The organism is Lentzea rhizosphaerae, from assembly GCF_042649515.1.
Taxonomy (GTDB): Bacteria; Actinomycetota; Actinomycetes; order Mycobacteriales; family Pseudonocardiaceae; genus Lentzea; species Lentzea aerocolonigenes.
Genome location: NZ_JBHRZI010000011.1, coordinates 25,351 through 43,504 on the forward strand (window position 1 = coordinate 25,351; position 18,154 = coordinate 43,504).

Annotated in this window: 20 protein-coding genes; 7 read left to right on the forward strand and 13 right to left on the reverse strand. The window is 68.2% G+C overall.

Annotation, left to right across the window (positions count from 1 at the left end):
- Positions 1-36 precede the first annotated feature (36 nt).
- Genes dhaM through dhaK form a run of 3 tightly spaced genes read right to left on the reverse strand, consistent with a single transcriptional unit; the run spans position 37 to position 2,373 of the window.
- The gene (gene dhaM, locus ACFOWZ_RS07495) at positions 37-744 is read right to left on the reverse strand and encodes a dihydroxyacetone kinase phosphoryl donor subunit DhaM (protein WP_382370524.1); all 708 of its coding nucleotides are present in this window, start codon (positions 742-744) and stop codon (positions 37-39) included.
- Complete coding sequence (gene dhaL, locus ACFOWZ_RS07500; protein WP_382370526.1) at positions 741-1,379, reverse strand: dihydroxyacetone kinase subunit DhaL; 639 nt, start codon at positions 1,377-1,379, stop codon at positions 741-743. The genes dhaM and dhaL overlap by 4 nt, the downstream gene beginning before the upstream one ends.
- 1 nt (position 1,380) lies before the next feature.
- Positions 1,381-2,373 (reverse strand): dihydroxyacetone kinase subunit DhaK, encoded by a 993-nt coding sequence (gene dhaK, locus ACFOWZ_RS07505; RefSeq protein ID WP_382370528.1) that lies wholly within the window; start codon positions 2,371-2,373, stop codon positions 1,381-1,383.
- Positions 2,374-2,516: 143 nt separating this feature from the next.
- Between dhaK and ACFOWZ_RS07510 the strand changes: the two genes are divergently transcribed.
- Positions 2,517-3,512, forward strand: coding sequence for an ABC transporter substrate-binding protein (locus tag ACFOWZ_RS07510; RefSeq protein ID WP_382370530.1), 996 nt, complete (start codon positions 2,517-2,519; stop codon positions 3,510-3,512).
- 59 nt (positions 3,513-3,571) lie between these two features.
- On the opposite strand, the gene ACFOWZ_RS07515 is transcribed toward ACFOWZ_RS07510, so the two are convergent.
- The 4 genes from ACFOWZ_RS07515 to ACFOWZ_RS07530 all read right to left on the reverse strand — a co-directional run bounded on the left by ACFOWZ_RS07515 (position 3,572) and on the right by ACFOWZ_RS07530 (position 8,309).
- Positions 3,572-5,077 (reverse strand): aldehyde dehydrogenase family protein, encoded by a 1,506-nt coding sequence (locus ACFOWZ_RS07515; protein WP_382370532.1) that lies wholly within the window; start codon positions 5,075-5,077, stop codon positions 3,572-3,574.
- Positions 5,078-5,153: 76 nt separating this feature from the next.
- Positions 5,154-6,158 carry a DUF3558 family protein gene (locus ACFOWZ_RS07520; RefSeq protein ID WP_382370534.1) on the reverse strand — a complete coding sequence of 335 codons (1,005 nt, stop codon included), beginning with the start codon at positions 6,156-6,158 and terminating at the stop codon, positions 5,154-5,156.
- Between the two features lie 199 nt (positions 6,159-6,357).
- Complete coding sequence (locus ACFOWZ_RS07525) at positions 6,358-6,606, reverse strand: hypothetical protein (protein WP_382370536.1); 249 nt, start codon at positions 6,604-6,606, stop codon at positions 6,358-6,360.
- An 11-nt stretch (positions 6,607-6,617) separates the two neighbouring features.
- Entirely contained in the window at positions 6,618-8,309 is a 1,692-nt protein-coding gene (locus ACFOWZ_RS07530) for a sodium:solute symporter family protein (RefSeq protein WP_382370538.1), read from the reverse strand.
- 169 nt (positions 8,310-8,478) lie between these two features.
- Between ACFOWZ_RS07530 and ACFOWZ_RS07535 the strand changes: the two genes are divergently transcribed.
- Positions 8,479-8,781: a hypothetical protein gene (locus tag ACFOWZ_RS07535; protein WP_382370540.1), complete on the forward strand. Its 303-nt coding sequence runs from the start codon at positions 8,479-8,481 to the stop codon at positions 8,779-8,781.
- On the opposite strand, the gene nucS is transcribed toward ACFOWZ_RS07535, so the two are convergent.
- Entirely contained in the window at positions 8,733-9,392 is a 660-nt protein-coding gene (gene nucS / locus ACFOWZ_RS07540; RefSeq protein WP_030473699.1) for an endonuclease NucS, read from the reverse strand. The genes ACFOWZ_RS07535 and nucS overlap by 49 nt on opposite strands.
- A 54-nt stretch (positions 9,393-9,446) precedes the next feature.
- Here nucS and ACFOWZ_RS07545 point away from each other — a divergent pair, with 54 nt between their 5' ends.
- The gene (locus ACFOWZ_RS07545; RefSeq protein ID WP_382370542.1) at positions 9,447-9,983 is read left to right on the forward strand and encodes an NUDIX domain-containing protein; all 537 of its coding nucleotides are present in this window, start codon (positions 9,447-9,449) and stop codon (positions 9,981-9,983) included.
- Here ACFOWZ_RS07545 and ACFOWZ_RS07550 read toward each other — a convergent pair.
- Positions 9,944-10,891, reverse strand: coding sequence for a GlxA family transcriptional regulator (locus tag ACFOWZ_RS07550; protein ID WP_382370544.1), 948 nt, complete (start codon positions 10,889-10,891; stop codon positions 9,944-9,946). The two genes, ACFOWZ_RS07545 and ACFOWZ_RS07550, sit on opposite strands and share 40 nt — an antisense overlap.
- An 87-nt stretch (positions 10,892-10,978) precedes the next feature.
- On the opposite strand from ACFOWZ_RS07550, the gene ACFOWZ_RS07555 reads away from it, so the two are divergent.
- Entirely contained in the window at positions 10,979-11,386 is a 408-nt protein-coding gene (locus ACFOWZ_RS07555) for a hypothetical protein (RefSeq protein WP_382370546.1), read from the forward strand.
- Here ACFOWZ_RS07555 and ACFOWZ_RS07560 read toward each other — a convergent pair.
- Positions 11,383-12,081, reverse strand: coding sequence for an SDR family oxidoreductase (locus ACFOWZ_RS07560; RefSeq protein WP_382370548.1), 699 nt, complete (start codon positions 12,079-12,081; stop codon positions 11,383-11,385). The two genes, ACFOWZ_RS07555 and ACFOWZ_RS07560, sit on opposite strands and share 4 nt — an antisense overlap.
- A gap of 102 nt (positions 12,082-12,183) precedes the next feature.
- Between ACFOWZ_RS07560 and ACFOWZ_RS07565 the strand changes: the two genes are divergently transcribed.
- A complete protein-coding gene (locus ACFOWZ_RS07565; RefSeq protein ID WP_449280276.1) occupies positions 12,184-13,038 on the forward strand; it encodes a helix-turn-helix transcriptional regulator in 855 nt (284 codons plus the stop codon).
- Here ACFOWZ_RS07565 and ACFOWZ_RS07570 read toward each other — a convergent pair.
- Positions 12,953-13,711 carry an enoyl-CoA hydratase-related protein gene (locus ACFOWZ_RS07570; RefSeq protein WP_382370552.1) on the reverse strand — a complete coding sequence of 253 codons (759 nt, stop codon included), beginning with the start codon at positions 13,709-13,711 and terminating at the stop codon, positions 12,953-12,955. The two genes, ACFOWZ_RS07565 and ACFOWZ_RS07570, sit on opposite strands and share 86 nt — an antisense overlap.
- A gap of 17 nt (positions 13,712-13,728) precedes the next feature.
- On the reverse strand, positions 13,729-15,723 hold the full coding sequence (locus ACFOWZ_RS07575; RefSeq protein WP_382370554.1) for a protein meaA: 1,995 nt from the start codon (positions 15,721-15,723) through the stop codon (positions 13,729-13,731).
- 102 nt (positions 15,724-15,825) lie between these two features.
- Here ACFOWZ_RS07575 and ACFOWZ_RS07580 point away from each other — a divergent pair, with 102 nt between their 5' ends.
- On the forward strand, positions 15,826-16,113 hold the full coding sequence (locus tag ACFOWZ_RS07580; protein ID WP_382370556.1) for a hypothetical protein: 288 nt from the start codon (positions 15,826-15,828) through the stop codon (positions 16,111-16,113).
- A gap of 118 nt (positions 16,114-16,231) precedes the next feature.
- Here the strand turns inward: ACFOWZ_RS07580 and murA are convergent, their stop codons facing one another.
- Complete coding sequence (murA, locus tag ACFOWZ_RS07585; protein ID WP_382370558.1) at positions 16,232-17,497, reverse strand: UDP-N-acetylglucosamine 1-carboxyvinyltransferase; 1,266 nt, start codon at positions 17,495-17,497, stop codon at positions 16,232-16,234.
- Between the two features lie 34 nt (positions 17,498-17,531).
- Between murA and ACFOWZ_RS07590 the strand changes: the two genes are divergently transcribed.
- Complete coding sequence (locus tag ACFOWZ_RS07590) at positions 17,532-18,104, forward strand: cob(I)yrinic acid a,c-diamide adenosyltransferase (protein WP_382370560.1); 573 nt, start codon at positions 17,532-17,534, stop codon at positions 18,102-18,104.
- Positions 18,105-18,154: the final 50 nt, after the last annotated feature.

The window sequence follows — 18,154 nt, forward strand, 5'->3', positions numbered from 1 at the left end:
CAAGCGTCCAAGCCATGGCTCCGCGTCACCAGCGTGCTAGTCGTCGAACCCCCTCTCCGCCAGCTCCTCGATGCGTCGCACCGCCTCCCCCGCGTCCTTCCCCGTCGCCACCACGGTGATCGACTTGCCGCCCGGCGCGCTCAGGCCCATCAGCGCCAGGACGCTGGCCGCGTTCGCCTCCTCGTCGCCGTAGCGGACCACCACGTCGGCGTCGAGTTCGGCGACGGTTCGGGCCAGCAGGGCTGCTGGGCGGGCGTGCAGGCCCACCTCGTTGGTCAGGAGGATCTCGGCCGTCACGGCGTCGGGCACCACGTGCAGGGCGGGGCGGGTGGGGGTGGTTGCCGGGGTTTCGCCTGAGGCGCCTTCGGCTGCTGCGGCCACGTCGGAGAGTGAGGCGCCGCCTTGGGCTGCTACGGATGCGGCCACCGCGCCCTCTACGAGTGGGGCGTCCACCACGGCGTAGCGGGACGGGTCGTCCGCCGATTCCACGGCCATCTCCGCTGTCATCTTGGCGCTGCCCAGGTCGTAGAGGACCACCACGCCGTTGCCGGAGTCGGCGTCTGCGAGGGCCTCCACCACCGCGCCGTAGTCGGTGCCGAGGCCGCCCTCCTCGGTGCCGCCCACCGGGAGCACGGCTACGTCCGGGGCCATCTGGGTGGCCAGTTCGGCGACGCCGTTCGCCAGCATGTCGCTGTGCGAGACGACCACCAGGCCCACCCGGCCGGGTTCCGGCGCTGCCGTCATGTCGCCGCTCCCTCGCCCCGTGCTGCGTCCGCGAAGGCGCGCAGCAGCAACGCCGTCGACCTCGCGCCTGGATCGAGGTGGCCGGCGCTGCGCTCGCCGAGGTACGACGCGCGGCCCTTGCGCGCCACCATCGGGACGGTCGACTCGGCGCCCTCGGCTGCCGCGTCCGCCGCCGCGGACAGCACTGCCGCCACCGAGCCGTTCACCGACGAGGCCGCGGCCACCGCCGGGGTCAGGGCGTCCACCATCGTCTTGTCGCCCACCACGGCCTTGCCGCGCGCCACCACGCCGTCCAGGGCCGCCTGCAACGCTCGGGCCACCGCCTCGCAGTCGAGCTCGGCCGCGTCACCCACCGCGGCCGACGCGCGCAGGAAGGCCGTGCCGTACAGCGGGCCCGCCGCGCCACCCACCGTCGAGATCAGCGTGGTGGCGACCATCTTCAGCACCTTGCCGGGAGTCGTGAGGTCTTCACCGTCCAAACGCGACAGCAGCGCGGTGAAGCCGCGCTTCATGTTCTCGCCGTGGTCCGCGTCGCCGATCGCCTGGTCCAGGCGCACCAGCTCGTCGCGGTGTTCCTGCACCACCGCGGTCGCGGCTCGCAGGGCCGCCACGACGTCCGCTGCCGTGCACCCCACCTCAGACTCCCCACCGCAGCGCGGGCGTGTGCACCGGTGCATCCCACAGCTCGATCATCTCGTCGTCCAGCCGGAGCAACGTCAGGCTCATCCCCTGCATCTCCAGGCTCGTGATGTACGGGCCGACGAGCCTGCGTTCCACCGTGATCCCCCGATCCGCCAGCAACTGCTCGGCGATGCCGTGCGCCAAGTACAGCTCGATCAACGGGGTTCCGCCCATCGAGTTCGTGAACAACAGCACCCGGTCACCAGCCTCGAAAGGCAGGTCCTCCACGATCGGGGTGAGCAGCGCCGACACCATCTCCGACGCCGTTCCCACCGGCACGCGCTGACGGCCGGGCTCGCCGTGGATGCCGATGCCGATCTCCATCTCGTCGTCGGCGAGCTCGAACGAGGGCGAACCCACGTGCGGCACCGTGCACGACGTCAGCGCCAAACCCATCGACCGCACCGAGGCGATCACCCGCTCGGACAGCGCCACGCACGCCGCGAGATCGTCGCCGCGTTCCGCCGCCGCGCCCACGATCTTCTCCAGCAGCACCGTGCCGCCCACACCGCGACGGCCGGCCGTGTACAGCGAGTCCTTCACCGCCACGTCGTCGTCGATCACGACGCTGCGCACCTCGGACTCCGCCAGCTCGCCGGCCGTCTCGAAGTTCAGCACGTCGCCCGTGTAGTTCTTCACGATCAGCAACGCGCCCGCACCGCCGTCGCACCGGGACACCGCGTCGAGCACCTGGTCCGGCGTCGGCGACGTGAAGACCGCGCCCGGACAGGCCGCGTCGAGCATGCCGCGGCCGACGAACCCTCCGTGCAACGGTTCGTGGCCCGACCCTCCACCGGAGATGATCGCGACCTTGCCCTGCACCGGCGCATCCGCACGCACCACCACGGCGGGGTCGTAGTGCACGGAGAGCAGATCGGGATGGGCAGCCTGCATGCCCCGCAGCGCGTCCTGCACCACGGTTTCCGGATCATTGATGATCTTCTTCATCGAAGGACCTCCCGATCGGCGGTGACCGTGTTCCTTCTTACTCCGGGGGTCTGACACTCGGAACGGGCAAACGTCCCCGCTATCGTTAGCCTGCCCTAAGAAAAGCAGGTCAACATCACGATGAGTAGCGGAGGAACCACGTCGTGTCGAAAAGAGCAGCGCTGCTCGTCGCGGTCGCCCTGACCCTCACCGCGTGCTCCCAGAGCACGCCGGACAAGCCCACGGTCGCCCAGGGCGGCGCGGACTTCGGCAAGGCCACGCAGCTGAGCAACGGCTTCGGCACCACGGCCAAGCCGGGCGAGTTCCCCCGCACGATCAAGCACGCGATGGGCGAGACGAAGCTCGAGAAGAAACCCGAACGGGTGATCGTGCTCGACACCGGCGAGCTCGACAACGTCGTCGCGCTGGGCATCAAGCCCGTCGGCATCGCCTACACCGACGGCTCCCCGACCATGCCGTCCTACATCGGCGACAAGGGCGGCACCCCGGAGAACGTCGGCACGACCAACAACCTCAACCTCGAGGCGATCACCAAGCTCAACCCCGACCTCATCCTGGGCTCGCAGCTGCGCGCGGAAGCCCTCTACCCGAAGCTGTCCGCGATCGCGCCGACCGTCTTCAGCGTGCGTCCCGGCTACGTGTGGAAGGAGAACTTCCTCCTCAACGCGGCCGCCCTCGACCGCCAGGCCGACGCCGCGAAGATGCTCGAGGACTACACGAACAAGGCCACCGAGACCGGCACCGCCATCGAGAAGAAGCTCGGCGTGCGCCCGACCGTCACGGCGCTGCGCTTCATGCCGGGCAAGATCCGCCTGTACGCCAAGAAGTCCTTCATCGGCACGATCCTGATCGACGCCAAGATCCCGCAGCCGACGCCGTCCCAGGTGGACGACCTGGCCGCCGAGGTGAGCGCGGAGCAGATCGGCAAGGCCGACGCCGACTTCATCGTCTACTCCACCTACGGCGACCCGGCCAAGACCGCGCAGGACTCCGTCGTCGGCGGTCCGCTGTGGACCGGCCTGAACGCCGTCAAGGCCGGCAAGGCCGAGCCCGTGCTCGACGAGACCTACTTCCTCGGCCTCGGCGTGCTCGCCGCGAACGTGGTCCTCGACGACCTCAAGAAGCAACTGGGCGCCTAGCAACTGACGATGAACGGCGCATTTGTCCACCTCACGTGGACAAATGCGCCGTTCATCGTTCAGCGTCCGAAGAGCATCCGCGCGAGGCGCAGCATCTGCTTGCCCGCCATGGAAGACCGGTCGAACGTCGCCATGTCGATCAGCGACGCGAACTTCTGCTTCGTCACGGCCTTGGCGTAGGCGAACTCGCGCAGCCCGTCCTCACCGTGGATGCGCCCGAACCCGGAGTCCCCGACACCACCGAACGGCAGCCCCGCAATCGCCGCGTAGGTCAGCACCGAGTTGACCGACACCATGCCGACGCGGAGCTCGGAAGCGAGCTCCTCGCCGCGCGACTTGGAGAAGACGGCCGCGCCCAGCCCGTACTTCGACTGGTTCGCGAGCCGCACGCCCTCCAGCGCGTTCGGCACGCGGTTGATCACCACGGTCGGCCCGAAGGTCTCCTCGGTGATCGCCAGCGAGTCCTCGGGAACGTCGGCCAGCACCACGGGTTCCACGTACGGCGGTCTGATCGACTCCGGCCCGCCGACGAGTGCCTTGCCACCGCGGTCGATCGCGTCCTGCACGTGCTCGCGGATGATCTCCACCTGCGCCGGCATCGTGATCGGTCCGAGGTTCGCGTTCGGCTCGCCACCCGGCTTGAGCTTGCGCGCCCGCTTCACGACGATCTCGGTGAACTCGTCGGCGACTTCCTCCGCCACGTAGATCCGCTCCACGCCCGCGCACGTCTGGCCCGCGTTCGACACGGCACCCCAGATCGCGGCCTCTGCGGCAGCGTGCAGGTCGGCGTCAACGTCGACGATCAGCGCGTCCTTGCCACCGCACTCGACCAGCACCGGCGTCAACGTCGCGGCGGCCGAGGCCATGACCTTCTTGCCGGTCCGCGTGGAGCCGGTGAAAGCGATCTTGTCGACACCCGCCGCGCACAGCGCCGCGCCCGTCTCACCGAAGCCCGTGACGACCTGGAACACCGGGTACTCCGGCACCGCCTCGGTGAACGTCGACGCGAGGAACGTGCCGACGCCCGGCGTGAACTCGGACGGCTTGAACACCACGGCGTTGCCCGCCGCCAGCGCGTACGAGATCGAACCCATCGGCGTGTGCGCGGGGTAGTTCCACGGCCCGATGACGCCGATGACGCCCAACGGCCGGTACTCCAGCGTCGCGCTGTGGTTGAACATCAGCATGCCCGAGGACACACGGCGCTTGCCGAGCACGCGCCCGGCGTGCCGCGCGGCCCAGTGCAGGTGGTCCATGACGAGCGCGACCTCGACGCGGGAGTCGTCAGCGGGCTTGCCGGTCTCCGCGCTGATCAGCGCGATGAACTCGTCCGAGCGCTGCGAAAGGATCTTGCGCCAGGCGTCGAGCTTGGTCTTGCGGCCCTCGAAGCCCAGGCCCGCCCACCACGCGGCGGCCTCGCGCGCCGACGACACGGCGTCCTCGACCTCGGCGGCCGTGTGGATCGGGTGGTGCGCGACGACCTCACCCGTGCGCGGGTCCAGTGATGCGAACCGCCGCTGCTCGCCATCGGCCGACAGCGCGCTGTCCGAAGCGGTCTGCGTCATGGGGCCCTCCAGGTACTCGCCAGTAACTACGACACTAACGCGTAGCCCACCAAGTTTCAGCCCCCGCCTGGCCCCGTCAGGCAGCGGGGAGGCTGGGAAGCACCGCCTTCGCGAAGGTCTGGGCCGCCTGGCAGCGGTCGAGTTCCTTCTCCTTCGAGGCCGCCACCGTGAACTCGGCGATCTCGCCGGCGTCGCTGCTGTCCTTCGTGCGCACCACCACCAACTCGCAGGTCGGGAACGAGTTGTCCTTGAACGCCTGGTAGCCCTTGACGCCGCCGAGGTCCACCTCGACGGACTTGCTGTCGAACTTGCCGTCCTTCGGGATGCGCGTCGTCCTGAACTCAAGCTGCATCTGCGCGCTCTGCCCGCTCCACGAGCACTGGTGCAGGCCGAAGGGCGTGCTCCGCGGCGAGGCACCGAGCACCGGCGCGAGCGTCGCCTTGTCCACGATCGTGCAGGGGTCGACCTCGACCGGCGAACCCTTGGGCGGGCTGTACTTCTGCGGGTTGCCCCTGAGCTTGCGCACCGCACCCTCGAGCACCTTGCGCCCCGGCTCGCACGGGTCGGCGGCGCCTTCACCGGCGCTGACCTGGATCCGCACGGCCTGTGCAGGGTTCTCCTGCGTCACGGCGGTGATGAAGCACGAGCTGCTCAGCTTCTGCTCACCGCTCTTCAGACCCGCGAGCTGCTTGGTCGCGTTCTTCACCTCGCTGGACGACAGCGTGTAGCCGATGTCCAGCGTGATGGTGAGCGTCTTGCCCGCCTTGTCCTTCATGTAGTTCGAGCAGCGCGTGTACGAGCTGCTCGAGTACTTCGACGGCGTGCCGACCGTCTGCAGCAGCTCCTTCTCGATCAACGCGCACGGGTTGATCAACCGCAGCCGTTCGGAGGCGAACGCCGGGTCGACCGGCTTGTTCGGTTGCGCCGACGGTTTGACCGACGGATCGGTCGAGCTCGCGTCCGCACCCGCCTGCACGGTGCGGCGCGGCGAGTTGGTCTTGGCAAGACCGGGACCGGTCGAGCAACCGGCCATCAGCAACGCGGCGGCGGCGACCACGGCGGTGGCACGAAAACGAGGCACGACGTGCACGGTAGCGACCTTCGTGCGCGCTCGTGGGCAGTACCCCGAGTTCCCCCGTGGCACATGTCACGCAGCGCTACGGGAACGATTCAGAAGATCAACGCGATGTACCTGGTGAAGACCCCGAGATGAAGGAGAGACGTGCGCAACCGAATTCGCCGCGCATTCAACTGGCTCGACGCGTGGACGATCGAGGCCTTCAACCCCGTTTACCCAGGTCGTCCGCAGTCGTAGTCGCCGTTTTGGCGAACTGGGGCCGCAACGTCGCCCACGCGGCGAACGCCGCCGCCATCACCACCATGGCGACGCCGGCCCACAGGTTGATGTTGACCCCCTCGGCCTTCTTCAGGTCGTCGTCGGACGTGAATCCGAGACCGATGACGACCAGTACTACGCCGTACAGGCCGAAGAGAAAAGCGATGATCAGTCGCAGGTCGAACAACCTCATGACGGCCTCCCTCAGCCGAAGATGACGTAGAGAACGGTCGTCAGCGCCAGCACTCCGCCGCCGAGCAGGGCGGGCGAGCGGTACCAGCCCGCGTCCTCGCCGGTGGTGGAGTGCGACCTGTCCTTCTTGGGCGTCAGGCTGTAGACCAGCCCGACGAGCTCGCTGTCCGGCTTCGGCCGGGTGACCAGGCTGACGCCGACCGAGACGACGACGTCCACGACGAACGCGAGACCCGCACCGAGGAAGCTCGCGCCCTGACCGGGCAGCTCCAGCCACTTGATGCCGAACGACGGCTCCGAGATCGCGTAGATGAACATCGCGGTGAACGTGCCCGCGAGCAGACCGACCCAGCCGGCCGTCGGCGTCATCCGCTTCCAGAACATGCCGACGATGAACGTCGCGAACAACGGCGCGTTGAAGAACGAGAACAACGCCTGGATGTAGTCCATGATGTTGGACCCGCCGAGCGCCGCCGCGATGAACGCCGTGCCGATCGCCAACACACACGCACCGACCGTCGCCAGACGCCCCACCCTCAGGTAGTACTCGTCAGGCCGGTCCTTCTTCACGTAGTCCTGCCACAGGTCGTACGTGAAGACGGTGTTGAACGAGCTGACATTCGCCGCTACACCGGCCATGAAGCTCGCCAGCAGACCAGTGATGGCGATGCCGAGGATGCCGTTGGGCAGAAGGTCGCGCATCAGCAGTGGCAACACGTTGTTGTAGACGACCCCACTGCTCGTGTCACCGGACTTGAGCTGTGCCATCTCCGGCACGATCACCGCGGCGATGATGCCCGGGATGATGATGATCGCGGGGATGAGCGCCTTCGGGTACGCACCGATGATGGGCGTCCTCTTGGCCGCGGACATCGACTTCGCACTCATCGCGCGCTGCACCTCGGCGAAGTTGGTCGTCCAGTACCCGAACGACAACACGAAGCCAAGACCGAACACCAACCCGATGACACTCCACACCGGATTGTCGATTCCGGTGAGTTCTGTCGCGGGCCACGCGCTGAGCTGTTCCCTGTCGGTGACCTTCTCGACCAGCCCCTGCCAGCCGCCGACCTTGATCAGCCCGACGATCGTGAGCGGCGCCAGCGCGGCCACGATGACGAAGAACTGCAGCACCTCGTTGTAGATGGCGGCACTCAGGCCGCCCAACGTCGTGTACGCGAGCACCACCAGCGCCGCAACGCAGATCGACACCGGCAACGGCCACCCGAGCAGCGCGTCGATGATCACCGCGAGCGCGAACAGGTTGATCCCGGCGATCAGGATCTGCGCGACGGCGAAGCTGATGGCGTTGACCAGGTGAGCAGGCTTGCCGAACCGCCGGCGCATGAACTCGGGAACGCTGCGCACCTTGGAGCCGTAATAGAACGGCATCATCACGAGACCGAGGAACACCATCGCGGGGATGGCGCCGATCCAGTAGTAGTGCACCGTCGCCATGCCGTACTGCGCACCGTTGGCCGTCATGCCCATGAGCTCGAGCGCACCGAGGTTCGCGCTGATGAACGCGAGTCCGGTGACCCACGCCGGCAGCGACCGCCCGGACAGCAGGAAGTCGAGGCTGGAGGAGACGGATCGTCGCGCCATCACGCCGATGCCGAGCACCACCACGAAGTAGATGACGAGCAACGCGTAGTCGATCGGTCCCGCGTCGAGCCGCAGGTCCGCCTCGGCCAACACCGACACCACCCACCTCCCAGACTTCCACAAAGTCGAACATCACCGACCAGGAGGGAACGTTACTCCAGGTGCGTGGGGTCTTACCCCGTGTGCGTGATCACCAAACCACGGTGTGATGTGGGGCGCTCATCGGAAATCGGATGCGCCGGATGCAGGGGATGCCAACACAGACCGGGTGGCTGATCAGAAGCGGGTGATCTGGGTGTGCCCGTTGTGCCGCACGGTGGTGAGCGGTGGCGGGAGCATCAAGAAGGTCGACGTCTGCGACATCTGCCGCTCGCGGCCGGACTGGGAAGCGCTGCCGCAGGCCGTGCGGGACGAGGTCGGCGCGATGGCCGACGCGGGCGACGTGAACAACGCGGTCCACCGGTTGCGGGATCTCGACCACAACCGGCTCGACCCGTGGACCTGCACGCTGATGGTGGCCTATCAGAACAGGCGGAACTCGTCCGGCTCGATCCCGCGCAACGCGTCGTAGTCCAGCACCACGCACCGGATCCCGCGGTCCTCGGCCAACGTCCGCGCCTGCGGCTTGATCTGCTGCGCCGCGAACACGCCCTGCACCGGCGCCAGCAACGGGTCCCGGTTCAGCAGTTCGAGGTATCGGGTCAGCTGCTCCACGCCGTCGATCTCGCCGCGGCGCTTGATCTCCACCGCGACGGACCCGCCGGCGGCGTCGCGGCACATCAGGTCCACCGGGCCGATGGCGGTCGGGAACTCGCGGCGCACCAGCGTCCAGCCGTCGCCCAGGGTCGTGACGTGTTCGGCGAGGAGCTTCTGCAGGTCGGCTTCCACGCCGTCCTTCTGCAGGCCGGGCTCCGGGCCGAGCTCGTGCTTGGAGTCGTGCAGCACCTCTTCGAGGGTGATGATCAGCTTCTCCCCCGCCTTGTTCTGCACGGTCCAGATGTCCGGGTCCTCGATCAGCCAGCAGGGCGGGCTCATCCAGTTCAACGGCTTGTACGCGCGGTCGTCGGAGTGGATCGACACCGAGCCGTCGGCCTTGATCAGCAGCAAGCGCTGAGCCATGGGCAGATGGGCCGTGAGTCGTCCTACGTAGTCGACCTGGCAGCGAGCGATGACGAGACGCACCGCGACAGGCTACGGGGTGTGTCCAGAATCCGGACGTTAGGTACGGTCCGTGCCGTGGAAAGCCTCGGCACCCGTCAGGTGTACGCAAACCCGTGGATGACCGTCCGCGAGGACGAGATCCGGCGCGCGGACGGTTCGAGCGGCATTTACGGCGTGGTCGACAAGCCCGACTTCGCGCTGGTCATCCCGCTCGACGGCGAGCGCGTGCGGCTCGTCGAGCAGTTCCGGTACCCGCTCGGGTTGCGGCGCTGGGAGTTTCCCCAGGGCACCGCGCCCGACCGCGTCGACGCCGACCCGCTGGAGCTGGCCACGCGCGAGCTCCGCGAGGAGACGGGGCTGCGGGCCGGCAAGATGATCGAGCTCGGTGTGCTCGACGTCGCGCCGGGCATGTCGTCGCAACGCGGGCGCGTGTTCCTCGCCACCCAGCTCACCGAGGGCTTCCACGAGCGGGAACACGAGGAGCAGGACATGCGCTCGGCGTGGTTCCCCCGCGCCGACTTCGAGACGATGATCTCGAAGGGCGAGATCACCGACGCCCAGTCGATCGCCGCCTACACGCTCCTGCTCCTGCACGAGCACTCCCAGCCCTGAAACGCCGCCCGGTAGGCGTGCGGTGAGGTACCGGCGATCCGCTTGAACCTGTCGCGGAACGCCGTCGCCGAGCCGAAGCCCACCCGGCTCGCGATCAGATCGACCGGATCCCTCGTCGTCTCCAGCAGGTGCTGGGCCTGACGGACCCGCGCCCGGTGCAGCCACTGCAACGGCGTCGTGCCGGTCTGCTCGCGGAACCGCCGGTTCAACGTCCGCGTGCTCATGCCCGCGTGCTTCGCCAAGTCGTCCAGCGTCAGGTCGCGCACGGCGTTGGCCTCCATCCACCGCAGCAGGGGTTCGAGCTGAGAACCTTGCGGCGCAACGGGTGGTGTGACGATGAACTGCGCTTGTCCTCCTTCTCTCTCGAGGGGCATCACGGCGAACCGTGCCGCATCGGCCGCCACCGCGGAACCGTGATCACGTCGGATCATGTGCAGGCACAGGTCGAGGCCCGCCGCGGCACCTGCGGACGTCAGGAACTGGCCGTTGTCGACGTAGAGCACGTCCGGGTCGACCTCCAGGGCGGGGAACCGTGCCGCCAGCTCCTCTGCCGCGAGCCAGTGCGTGGTCACCCGCAACCCGTCCAGCAACCCGGTGGCCGCGAACACGAACGCGCCCGAGCAGATCGACGCGATCCGCGTTCCCCGAGCAGCAGCCTGCCGGAGCGCCTCGATCAACGGCTTGGGAATCACCAGGGCCGGGTCGTGGCCGGGCAGCACGATCGTGTCCACCTCGGCGAGCAAACCCAGGCCGTGCGGCACTTTCAGCTCGAACGCGCCCGCGTCCACCGTCCTCTTCGGACCGCAGACCCGCACCCGGTACCGGCCGGTCCAGTTGAACGCGTCCACCGGCGTCGCGAAGTCGAACGGGACGACGCTGTCCATCGCTACCACTGCCACCTCGTGCACGTCCACCACAGTAGCTGGCGAGAATCCGTTGGAACATGGCATTCCAGCCAGTTCTCCACCGGCGCGAGCACTCCTACCGTCTTGATCGTGAGCAAGCTCTTCCTGTCGCTGCACGTCCTCGCCGCCATCATCGCCATCGGCCCGGTGACGGTCGCCGCGAGCGCGTTCCCGAAAGCCGTCACGAACGACGGCAACCCCGAGCTCCTGCACCGGATCTGCCGCGTCTACGCCCTGGTCGGCATCTCCGTGCCGGTCTTCGGGTTCGCGACGGCCGGCGTGATGGGCGTGACCAGTCACCCGTGGGTGATCGTGTCGATCGCGCTCACCACCGCCGCCGCGTTCGTGCTGGCCCTCAAGGTCATCCCCGGTCAGGAGAAGGCGTTGCGGACCAAGGACGTCAAGCACCTGGCCATGTACACGGGCGTCTTCAACCTGCTGTGGGCGACGGTGACCGTGCTGATGATCCTCAGGCCGGGCTCGACGACCGGGGCCTAACGCTGTGCCACCGGCCGGACCACGATCTCGTTGACGTCGACGGATTCGGGCTGCGAGATCGCGTACGCGATGGCGTCACCGATAGCCGACGCGGGGATCGCGACCTTGCGGAAGTCCTCCATCATCGACGCCGAGAACTCCTCGGTGATGGTGTCCGCCAGCTCGGACTCCGTGACACCGGGCGAGATCACGGTGACGCGCAGGTTCTCGCTCTCCTGCCGCAACCCTTCGGACAGCGCCCACACCGCGTACTTCGTCGCGCAGTACACGGCGGCCGTGGGCATGACCATGTGCGCGGCGATCGACGCGACGTTCACGACGTGCCCGCCGTCGGTGAACCTGGGCAGCACCGCGCCGATGCCGTTCAGCACGCCCTTGATGTTCACGTCCACCATGCGGTCCCACTCGTCGAGCTTCAGAGAACTCATGAGGGACAACGGCATCACGCCCGCGTTGTTCACCAGCACGTCGACACGTCCGTACCGCTCGACCGCAGCGTCCACAAAGGATCGGAACGACTCACGCGAGGTCACGTCCAACGGCGCGTACGCACCGCCGATCTCGTCCGCCAGCGCTGCCAGCCGGTCCTCCCGGCGCGCCCCGAGGAACACCTGGTGCCCGGCGGCGGCCAGCACACGGGCCGTCGCCTCACCGATACCGCTGGAAGCTCCACTGATCAAAACAACTTTGCTCATGGCCACAACGATCGTCAGCAGAACCACCGCCAACCAGGGCACCTTCTCCCTAGGTGTGCCACACCCATGCAGAGCACAGAACGAACGCATAACCTCGAAGGCGTGCTCGGCGAGTTCCTGAAAGCCCACCGCGCCCGCGTCAACCCCCAGGACGCGGGCCTGCCCAGCCACACCCAGCGCAAGGTCAAGGGCCTGCGCAGGGAAGAGGTCGCGGTCCTGGCCGGCGTGAGCGCCGACTACTACGCCCGCCTCGAACAGGGCCGCGAGACCAACCCGTCGGCGCAGGTCCTCGACGCCCTCAGCCGTGCGCTCCGGCTCGACTCCGATGCGCGAGCCCACCTGCACCGGCTCGCGGGAGTTGTCGCGGAGGAAGGTCACGCGCCCGACAAAGTCAGCCCGGAGCTGCTGCGGCTCATCAGCGGCATGCACGACATGCCGGCGTTCGTGATGAACTCCCTGCTCGACATCCTCGCCATGAACGCGCTGGCAGAGGCCCTCTACGAGCCGTTCACGCCCGCCGACAACGCGGCCAGGATGACGTTCCTCGACCCGGCCGCCACGAGCTTCTACCCGCGCTGGAAGTGGGTCGCGCAGAGCACCGTCGCGCATCTGAGGGGAACCGCGGACCCGAAGTCGCAACGCCTCAAGCAGATGGTGACCGAGCTCAACCAGCACCCCGTGTTCAAGGAGCTCTGGGAACAGCACGAGGTGCGTGGGAAGACCCAGGACGCCAAGGAGTTCGTGCATCCCGCGGTCGGCCCGCTCAAGCTCGACTACCACTCGTTCGACGTGCGGGAGGCGCCCGGTCAGTTCCTGGTGATCTACCAGGCCGAACCGGGCCCGAACGCGGACGCGCTGAAGCTCCTCGCGACTAGTCGGGCCACACGGGCGGCCGCTTCTCCAGGAACGACGCCCGCCCCTCTTTGGCTGACGGGGACTGCGAAGTCTCGGCCATGACGGCCAGTGCGATCTCGTACGCCTCGGCCTCAGGCCGGTCCAGCTGCGCGTAGACGGCCAGCTTGCCCGCCGCCTTGGACGCCCGGCTGCCGCGCGTCGCCCGTGCCAGCAACGCGTCGACCTCGGCGTCCAGTTCGTCGGCGGGCACGGCCTTGTTGATCAGGCCCCAGTCCACCGCCGTCGCCGCGTCCACGACGTCGCCCGTGAGCGCCATCTCCATCAACCGCTTGCGCCCGATCGCGCGCGCCACCGGCACCGCGGGCGTGTGGCAGAACCACCCGGCCTTCCCGCCTGGCAGCGCGAACCCGGCGTCCAGCGACGCCACCGCGAGGTCGCACGACGCCACCAGCTGGCACCCGGCCGCCGTCGCCAGCCCCTGAACCCGCGCGATCACGACCTGCGGTACGGACTGAATGGTCTTCATCAGCATCGTGCACAGTTCCAGCAACAGCCGCACGCCTTCCCTGTCACGGGCGTGCACGTCCGCGAAGTCGTGGCCCGCGCTGAAAACCGGCCCCTCGGCGGCGAGCACGATGCCCGCCGCGTCCGAGGTACCCGCCTCGCGGAACGCCTCCAGCAACTCCGTGAGGTGCTCGGCGGACAACGCATTGCGCTTCGCCGCACGGTTCATCGTGATCCGGACTACCGAGCCCTCGCGCGCAACGTCGACCATGCCGCGAATCTAGGCCTCTACGGCAGAGAACGCACCTCACGGATCACGGTGACGATCTCGTCCATGATCTCGGTCAGCTCGTAGTCCTTCGGCGTGAAGACCCGCGCCACGCCCCGGTCGCGCAGCTTCGCCGCGTCGTCCGGCGGGATGATGCCGCCGACGATCACCGGGATGTCCCCGGCACCGGCCGCGCGCAGTCCGTCAACCACCGCCGGCACGACCTCCAGGTGCGAGCCGGACAGGATCGAGAGGCCGACGACGTGCACGTCCTCCTGCACGGCAGCGGCCACGATCTGCGACGGCGTGAGGCGAATGCCCTGGTAGACGACCTCGAAACCGACGTCGCGAGCACGCACGGCGACCTGCTCGGCGCCGTTGGAGTGGCCGTCGAGCCCCGGCTTGCCGACCAGCATGCGCAGCCGCTCGCCGATCTCCTCGCCGGTCGCACGGACCCGGTCGCGCACGCGCGCGATCTCCGAACCGGCCTCGCCCGACGCCGAAGCGCCGGAAACACCCGTCGGCGCACGGTATTCGCCGAACGTCTCACGCAACGCCTGCGACCACTCACCGGTCGTCACGCCTGCGCGCGCACACGCCAGCGTCACCTCGACGAGGTTCTGGTCGGTCTTCGCGGCCTCGCGCAGCGCGTCCAGAGCCTCGGTCACGGCGGTGTTGTCGCGGTTGGCACGCCACTGCTGGATCGCCTCGACCGCGTGCATCTCGACGATCGGGTCGATGGTCTCGATCGCGTTCGCGCCCTCCGCCTGCAACGGTGACGGCTCGGTGGTGTCGAACTTGTTGACACCGACCACGATCTCCTCACCGGACTCGACGCGACGGCGCCGGTCGGCGAGCGAGGAAACCAGCTGCGACTTCATGTAGCCGGACTCGACGGCCGCGACGGCACCGCCCATCGCCTGCACACGGTCGATCTCCTCGCGCGCACCGGCGAGGATCTCGTCGACCTTCGCCTCGATGACCGGCGAGCCGTCGAAGATGTCGTCGTACTCGAGAAGATCCGTCTCGTACGCGAGCACCTGCTGCATGCGCAACGCCCACTGCTGGTCCCACGGGCGTGGCAGGCCGAGCGCCTCGTTCCACGCCGGCAGCTGGATCGCGCGCGCACGGGCGTTTCGGGACAACGACACCGCGAGCATTTCCAGCACGATGCGCTGAACGTTGTTCTCCGGCTGTGCTTCCGTCAGCCCCAGAGAGTTGACCTGCACGCCGTAGCGGAACCGGCGGTGCTTCGGGTTCTCGACGCCGTATCGCTCGCGCGTGATCTCGTCCCACAGCTGGGCGAACGCACGCATCTTGCACATCTCCTCGATGAACCGCACACCGGCGTTCACGAAGAAGGAGATGCGGGCGACAACGTCACCGAACTTCTCCTGCGGCACCTGACCGGAGTCGCGCACCGAGTCCAGAACAGCGATCGCGGTGCACATCGCGTACGCGACCTCCTGCGCCGGCGTCGCGCCGACCTCCTGGAGGTGGTAGCTGCAGATGTTGATCGGGTTCCACTTCGGCACGTTCGACACGGTCCACGCGACCATGTCGGTGATCAGCCGCAGCGACGGTCCCGGCGGGAACACGTACGTGCCGCGGGACAGGTACTCCTTGATGATGTCGTTCTGCGTCGTGCCGGCGAGCGCCGACGGGTCCGCGCCCTGCTCCTCTGCCACGGTGACGTAGAGCGCGAGCAGCCACATGGCCGTCGCGTTGATCGTCATCGACGTGTTGGCGCCGCCGAGCGGGATCTGGTCGAAGAGCTGCCGCATGTCGCCGATGTGGCTGATCGGCACACCGACCTTGCCGACCTCGCCCTTCGCGAGCTCGTCGTCGGGGTCGTAGCCGGTCTGCGTCGGCAGGTCGAACGCGACGGACAGGCCGGTCTGCCCCTTGGCGAGGTTCCGGCGGTAGAGCGCGTTGGACGCCGCTGCCGAGGAGTGACCCGCGTACGTGCGCATCACCCAGGGGCGGTCGCGTTCGCGGTCAGCTGGGTACGGCACAGCAACCTCCCACATCGTCGTTCCCCGGAGCGTACTGGCCAGTAACTGTTGCTGCGCGTGCGATTGCTCACTGAATCGTGACCGCAAGAGCATGATGGAGGAGTGACGGCGATTTACCAGACAGTGGTCGTGTTCGGGGTGATCGGCCTGCTGGCTCTGGCGTTGCGGTACTTCGTGGGCAACGACAAACGGCCCGTACCGGATCTGGACGGCACGGACTTCGGGTTGCTGAGCGAGGTCGCGCTCGTGCCCACCGAGGAGGCCGCGAACGTGCTCGTGCAGAAGCTCAAGGCGAACGGGGTGCGTGCCACGCGTTCGCGAAACGCGCCCTACCGGGTGATGGTGTGGCCGGCGGACGTCGCGAACGCGCGGCTGGTGCTCAGGACGTGAGTTCGCGTCGGTCGTCCGGTTGCCTCTTTCTGTCAACCGCCGAAGGCGATTCGGCGGAAAGCGGCGGCCGGACGACCGACTTCCTGGCGAATCTCACCGCGCGAGCGGGCGAGCGCGATCAAACACTGACGCGTTCCACGTCGGCGCCGAGCTTGCGGAGGTTCTCCACGAAGCCGGGGTAGCCGCGCTCGATGTGGAAGATCTCGTAGACCTCGGTGGCCCCGTCGGCGCACAGGCCGGCGAGCACGAGTCCCGCACCGGCACGGATGTCCGACGCCCACACCGGCGCGCTGGACAGCTTCTCGATGCCGCGGATCACGGCGTGGTGGCCGTCCGTGCGCGCGTCGGCCCCGAGCCTGATCATCTCGTCGATGAACCGGAACCGGGACTCGAACAGGTTCTCGGTGATCATCGACGTGCCCTCGGAGACTGTGGACAGCGCGATCGCGAACGGCTGGTTGTCCGTGGCGAACCCGGGGTACGGCAGCGTCACGAAGTCGACGGCCTTGGGCCTGCCCTCCATGACGACGCGGAAGCCTTCGTCCTCGCCCTCGTAGACGGTGACCTCGGCGCCCGCCATGCGCAGCTTCTCCAGCACCAGGTCGAGGTGGTGCGGGTTGACGCCGCGCACCCGCACGTCGCCCCGCGTCATGGCGGCGGCGAAACCCCAGGTGGCGCCAACGATCCGGTCGCCGATGACCCGGTGCTCGGTCGGCTTGAGCTCGGTGACGCCGTGAACGGTCAGCGTAGACGTGCCGGCGCCCTCGACCTTCGCGCCCATCTGCGTGAGCATCAGGCAGAGGTCGACGATCTCCGGCTCGCGCGCGGCGTTGTCGATGACCGTCGTGCCGTTGGCCAGCACGGCCGCCATCAGGATGTTCTCGGTCGCGCCCATGCTGGGGAAGTCGAGCCAGATCTGCGTGCCGTGCAGGCCCTCGGCCTCGGCGACGATGCAGCCGTGCTCGATCCAGGTCTTGGCGCCGAGCTTCTCCAGCCCGCTCTGGTGCATGTCGAGCGGCCGCGACCCGATCGCGTCACCACCCGGCAGCGCCACGACCGCGCGCTTGCACCGACCGACCAGCGGCCCCAGCACGCAGATGCTGGCGCGCAGCTTGCCCATGGCCTCGGAGTCGGCGTGGTAGCTGAGCTCCTTAGGAGTGGTGATCCTCGCCACGTCACCGTCGAGCTCGACCTCGCACCCGAGGCTCCGCAGCGCGTCGCCCATCAGCGGCACGTCGAGGATGTCCGGGCAGTTGGTGATGGTTGTGGTGCCCTCGGCCAGGAGAGCCGCCGCCATCAGCTTCAGGACGCTGTTCTTGGCGCCGACGACATCAACTTCGCCGACCAGACGCGCGCCGCCGTGTACCCGGAAATGCTCGCTCACGCGGCAATCCTACGTACGGCTTTAAAGTGCCGGTATGGCGGTGCATCTCACCAAGATCTACACGCGGGTCGGCGACGACGGCACGACCGGCCTCGGCGACTTCTCCCGCGTTCCCAAGACCGACCCGCGCATCGAGGCGTACGCGGACGTCGACGAGACCAACGCGTCGCTGGGCGTGGCCCTCGCGCTGGGTCAGCTGGCCGAGGACGTCCACGAGGTCGTGCGCAAAGTGCAGAACGACCTCTTCGACGTCGGAGCGGACCTCTGCACGCCGATCGTGCCGGACCCGAAGTACCCGCCGCTGCGCGTGACCCAGGCGTACGTGGACCGCCTGGAGGGGTACTGCGACACGTTCAACGAGCGGCTCGGCAAGCTCGACTCGTTCATCCTCAACGGCGGCACGCCCGGCGCGGCTCTGCTGCACCAGGCGCGCACGATCGCACGGCGCGCGGAACGGCGTGCGTGGGCGCTCATCGAGGTGGAGCCGGAGCAGACGAACGTGCTCACGGCGAAGTACCTGAACAGGCTGTCCGACCTGCTGTTCATCCTGGCCCGCGTGGCGAACCCGGACGGTGACGTGCTCTGGCAGCCCGCCGGCAATGCGTGATTGGCGCGAAAAGCACGTTCGGGCCATCTATCGGCCCGAACGTGCTTTTC

Coding starts and splice junctions, on each gene's coding strand:
- ACFOWZ_RS07590 (WP_382370560.1), top strand. CDS start 17,532: ATGGCGGTGCATCTCACCAAGATCTACACGCGGGTCGGCGACGACGGC.
- dhaM (WP_382370524.1), bottom strand. CDS start 744: ATGACGGCAGCGCCGGAACCCGGCCGGGTGGGCCTGGTGGTCGTCTCG.
- dhaK (WP_382370528.1), bottom strand. CDS start 2,373: ATGAAGAAGATCATCAATGATCCGGAAACCGTGGTGCAGGACGCGCTG.
- ACFOWZ_RS07525 (WP_382370536.1), bottom strand. CDS start 6,606: ATGAGGTTGTTCGACCTGCGACTGATCATCGCTTTTCTCTTCGGCCTG.
- ACFOWZ_RS07515 (WP_382370532.1), bottom strand. CDS start 5,077: ATGACGCAGACCGCTTCGGACAGCGCGCTGTCGGCCGATGGCGAGCAG.
- ACFOWZ_RS07570 (WP_382370552.1), bottom strand. CDS start 13,711: ATGGTCGACGTTGCGCGCGAGGGCTCGGTAGTCCGGATCACGATGAAC.
- ACFOWZ_RS07560 (WP_382370548.1), bottom strand. CDS start 12,081: ATGAGCAAAGTTGTTTTGATCAGTGGAGCTTCCAGCGGTATCGGTGAG.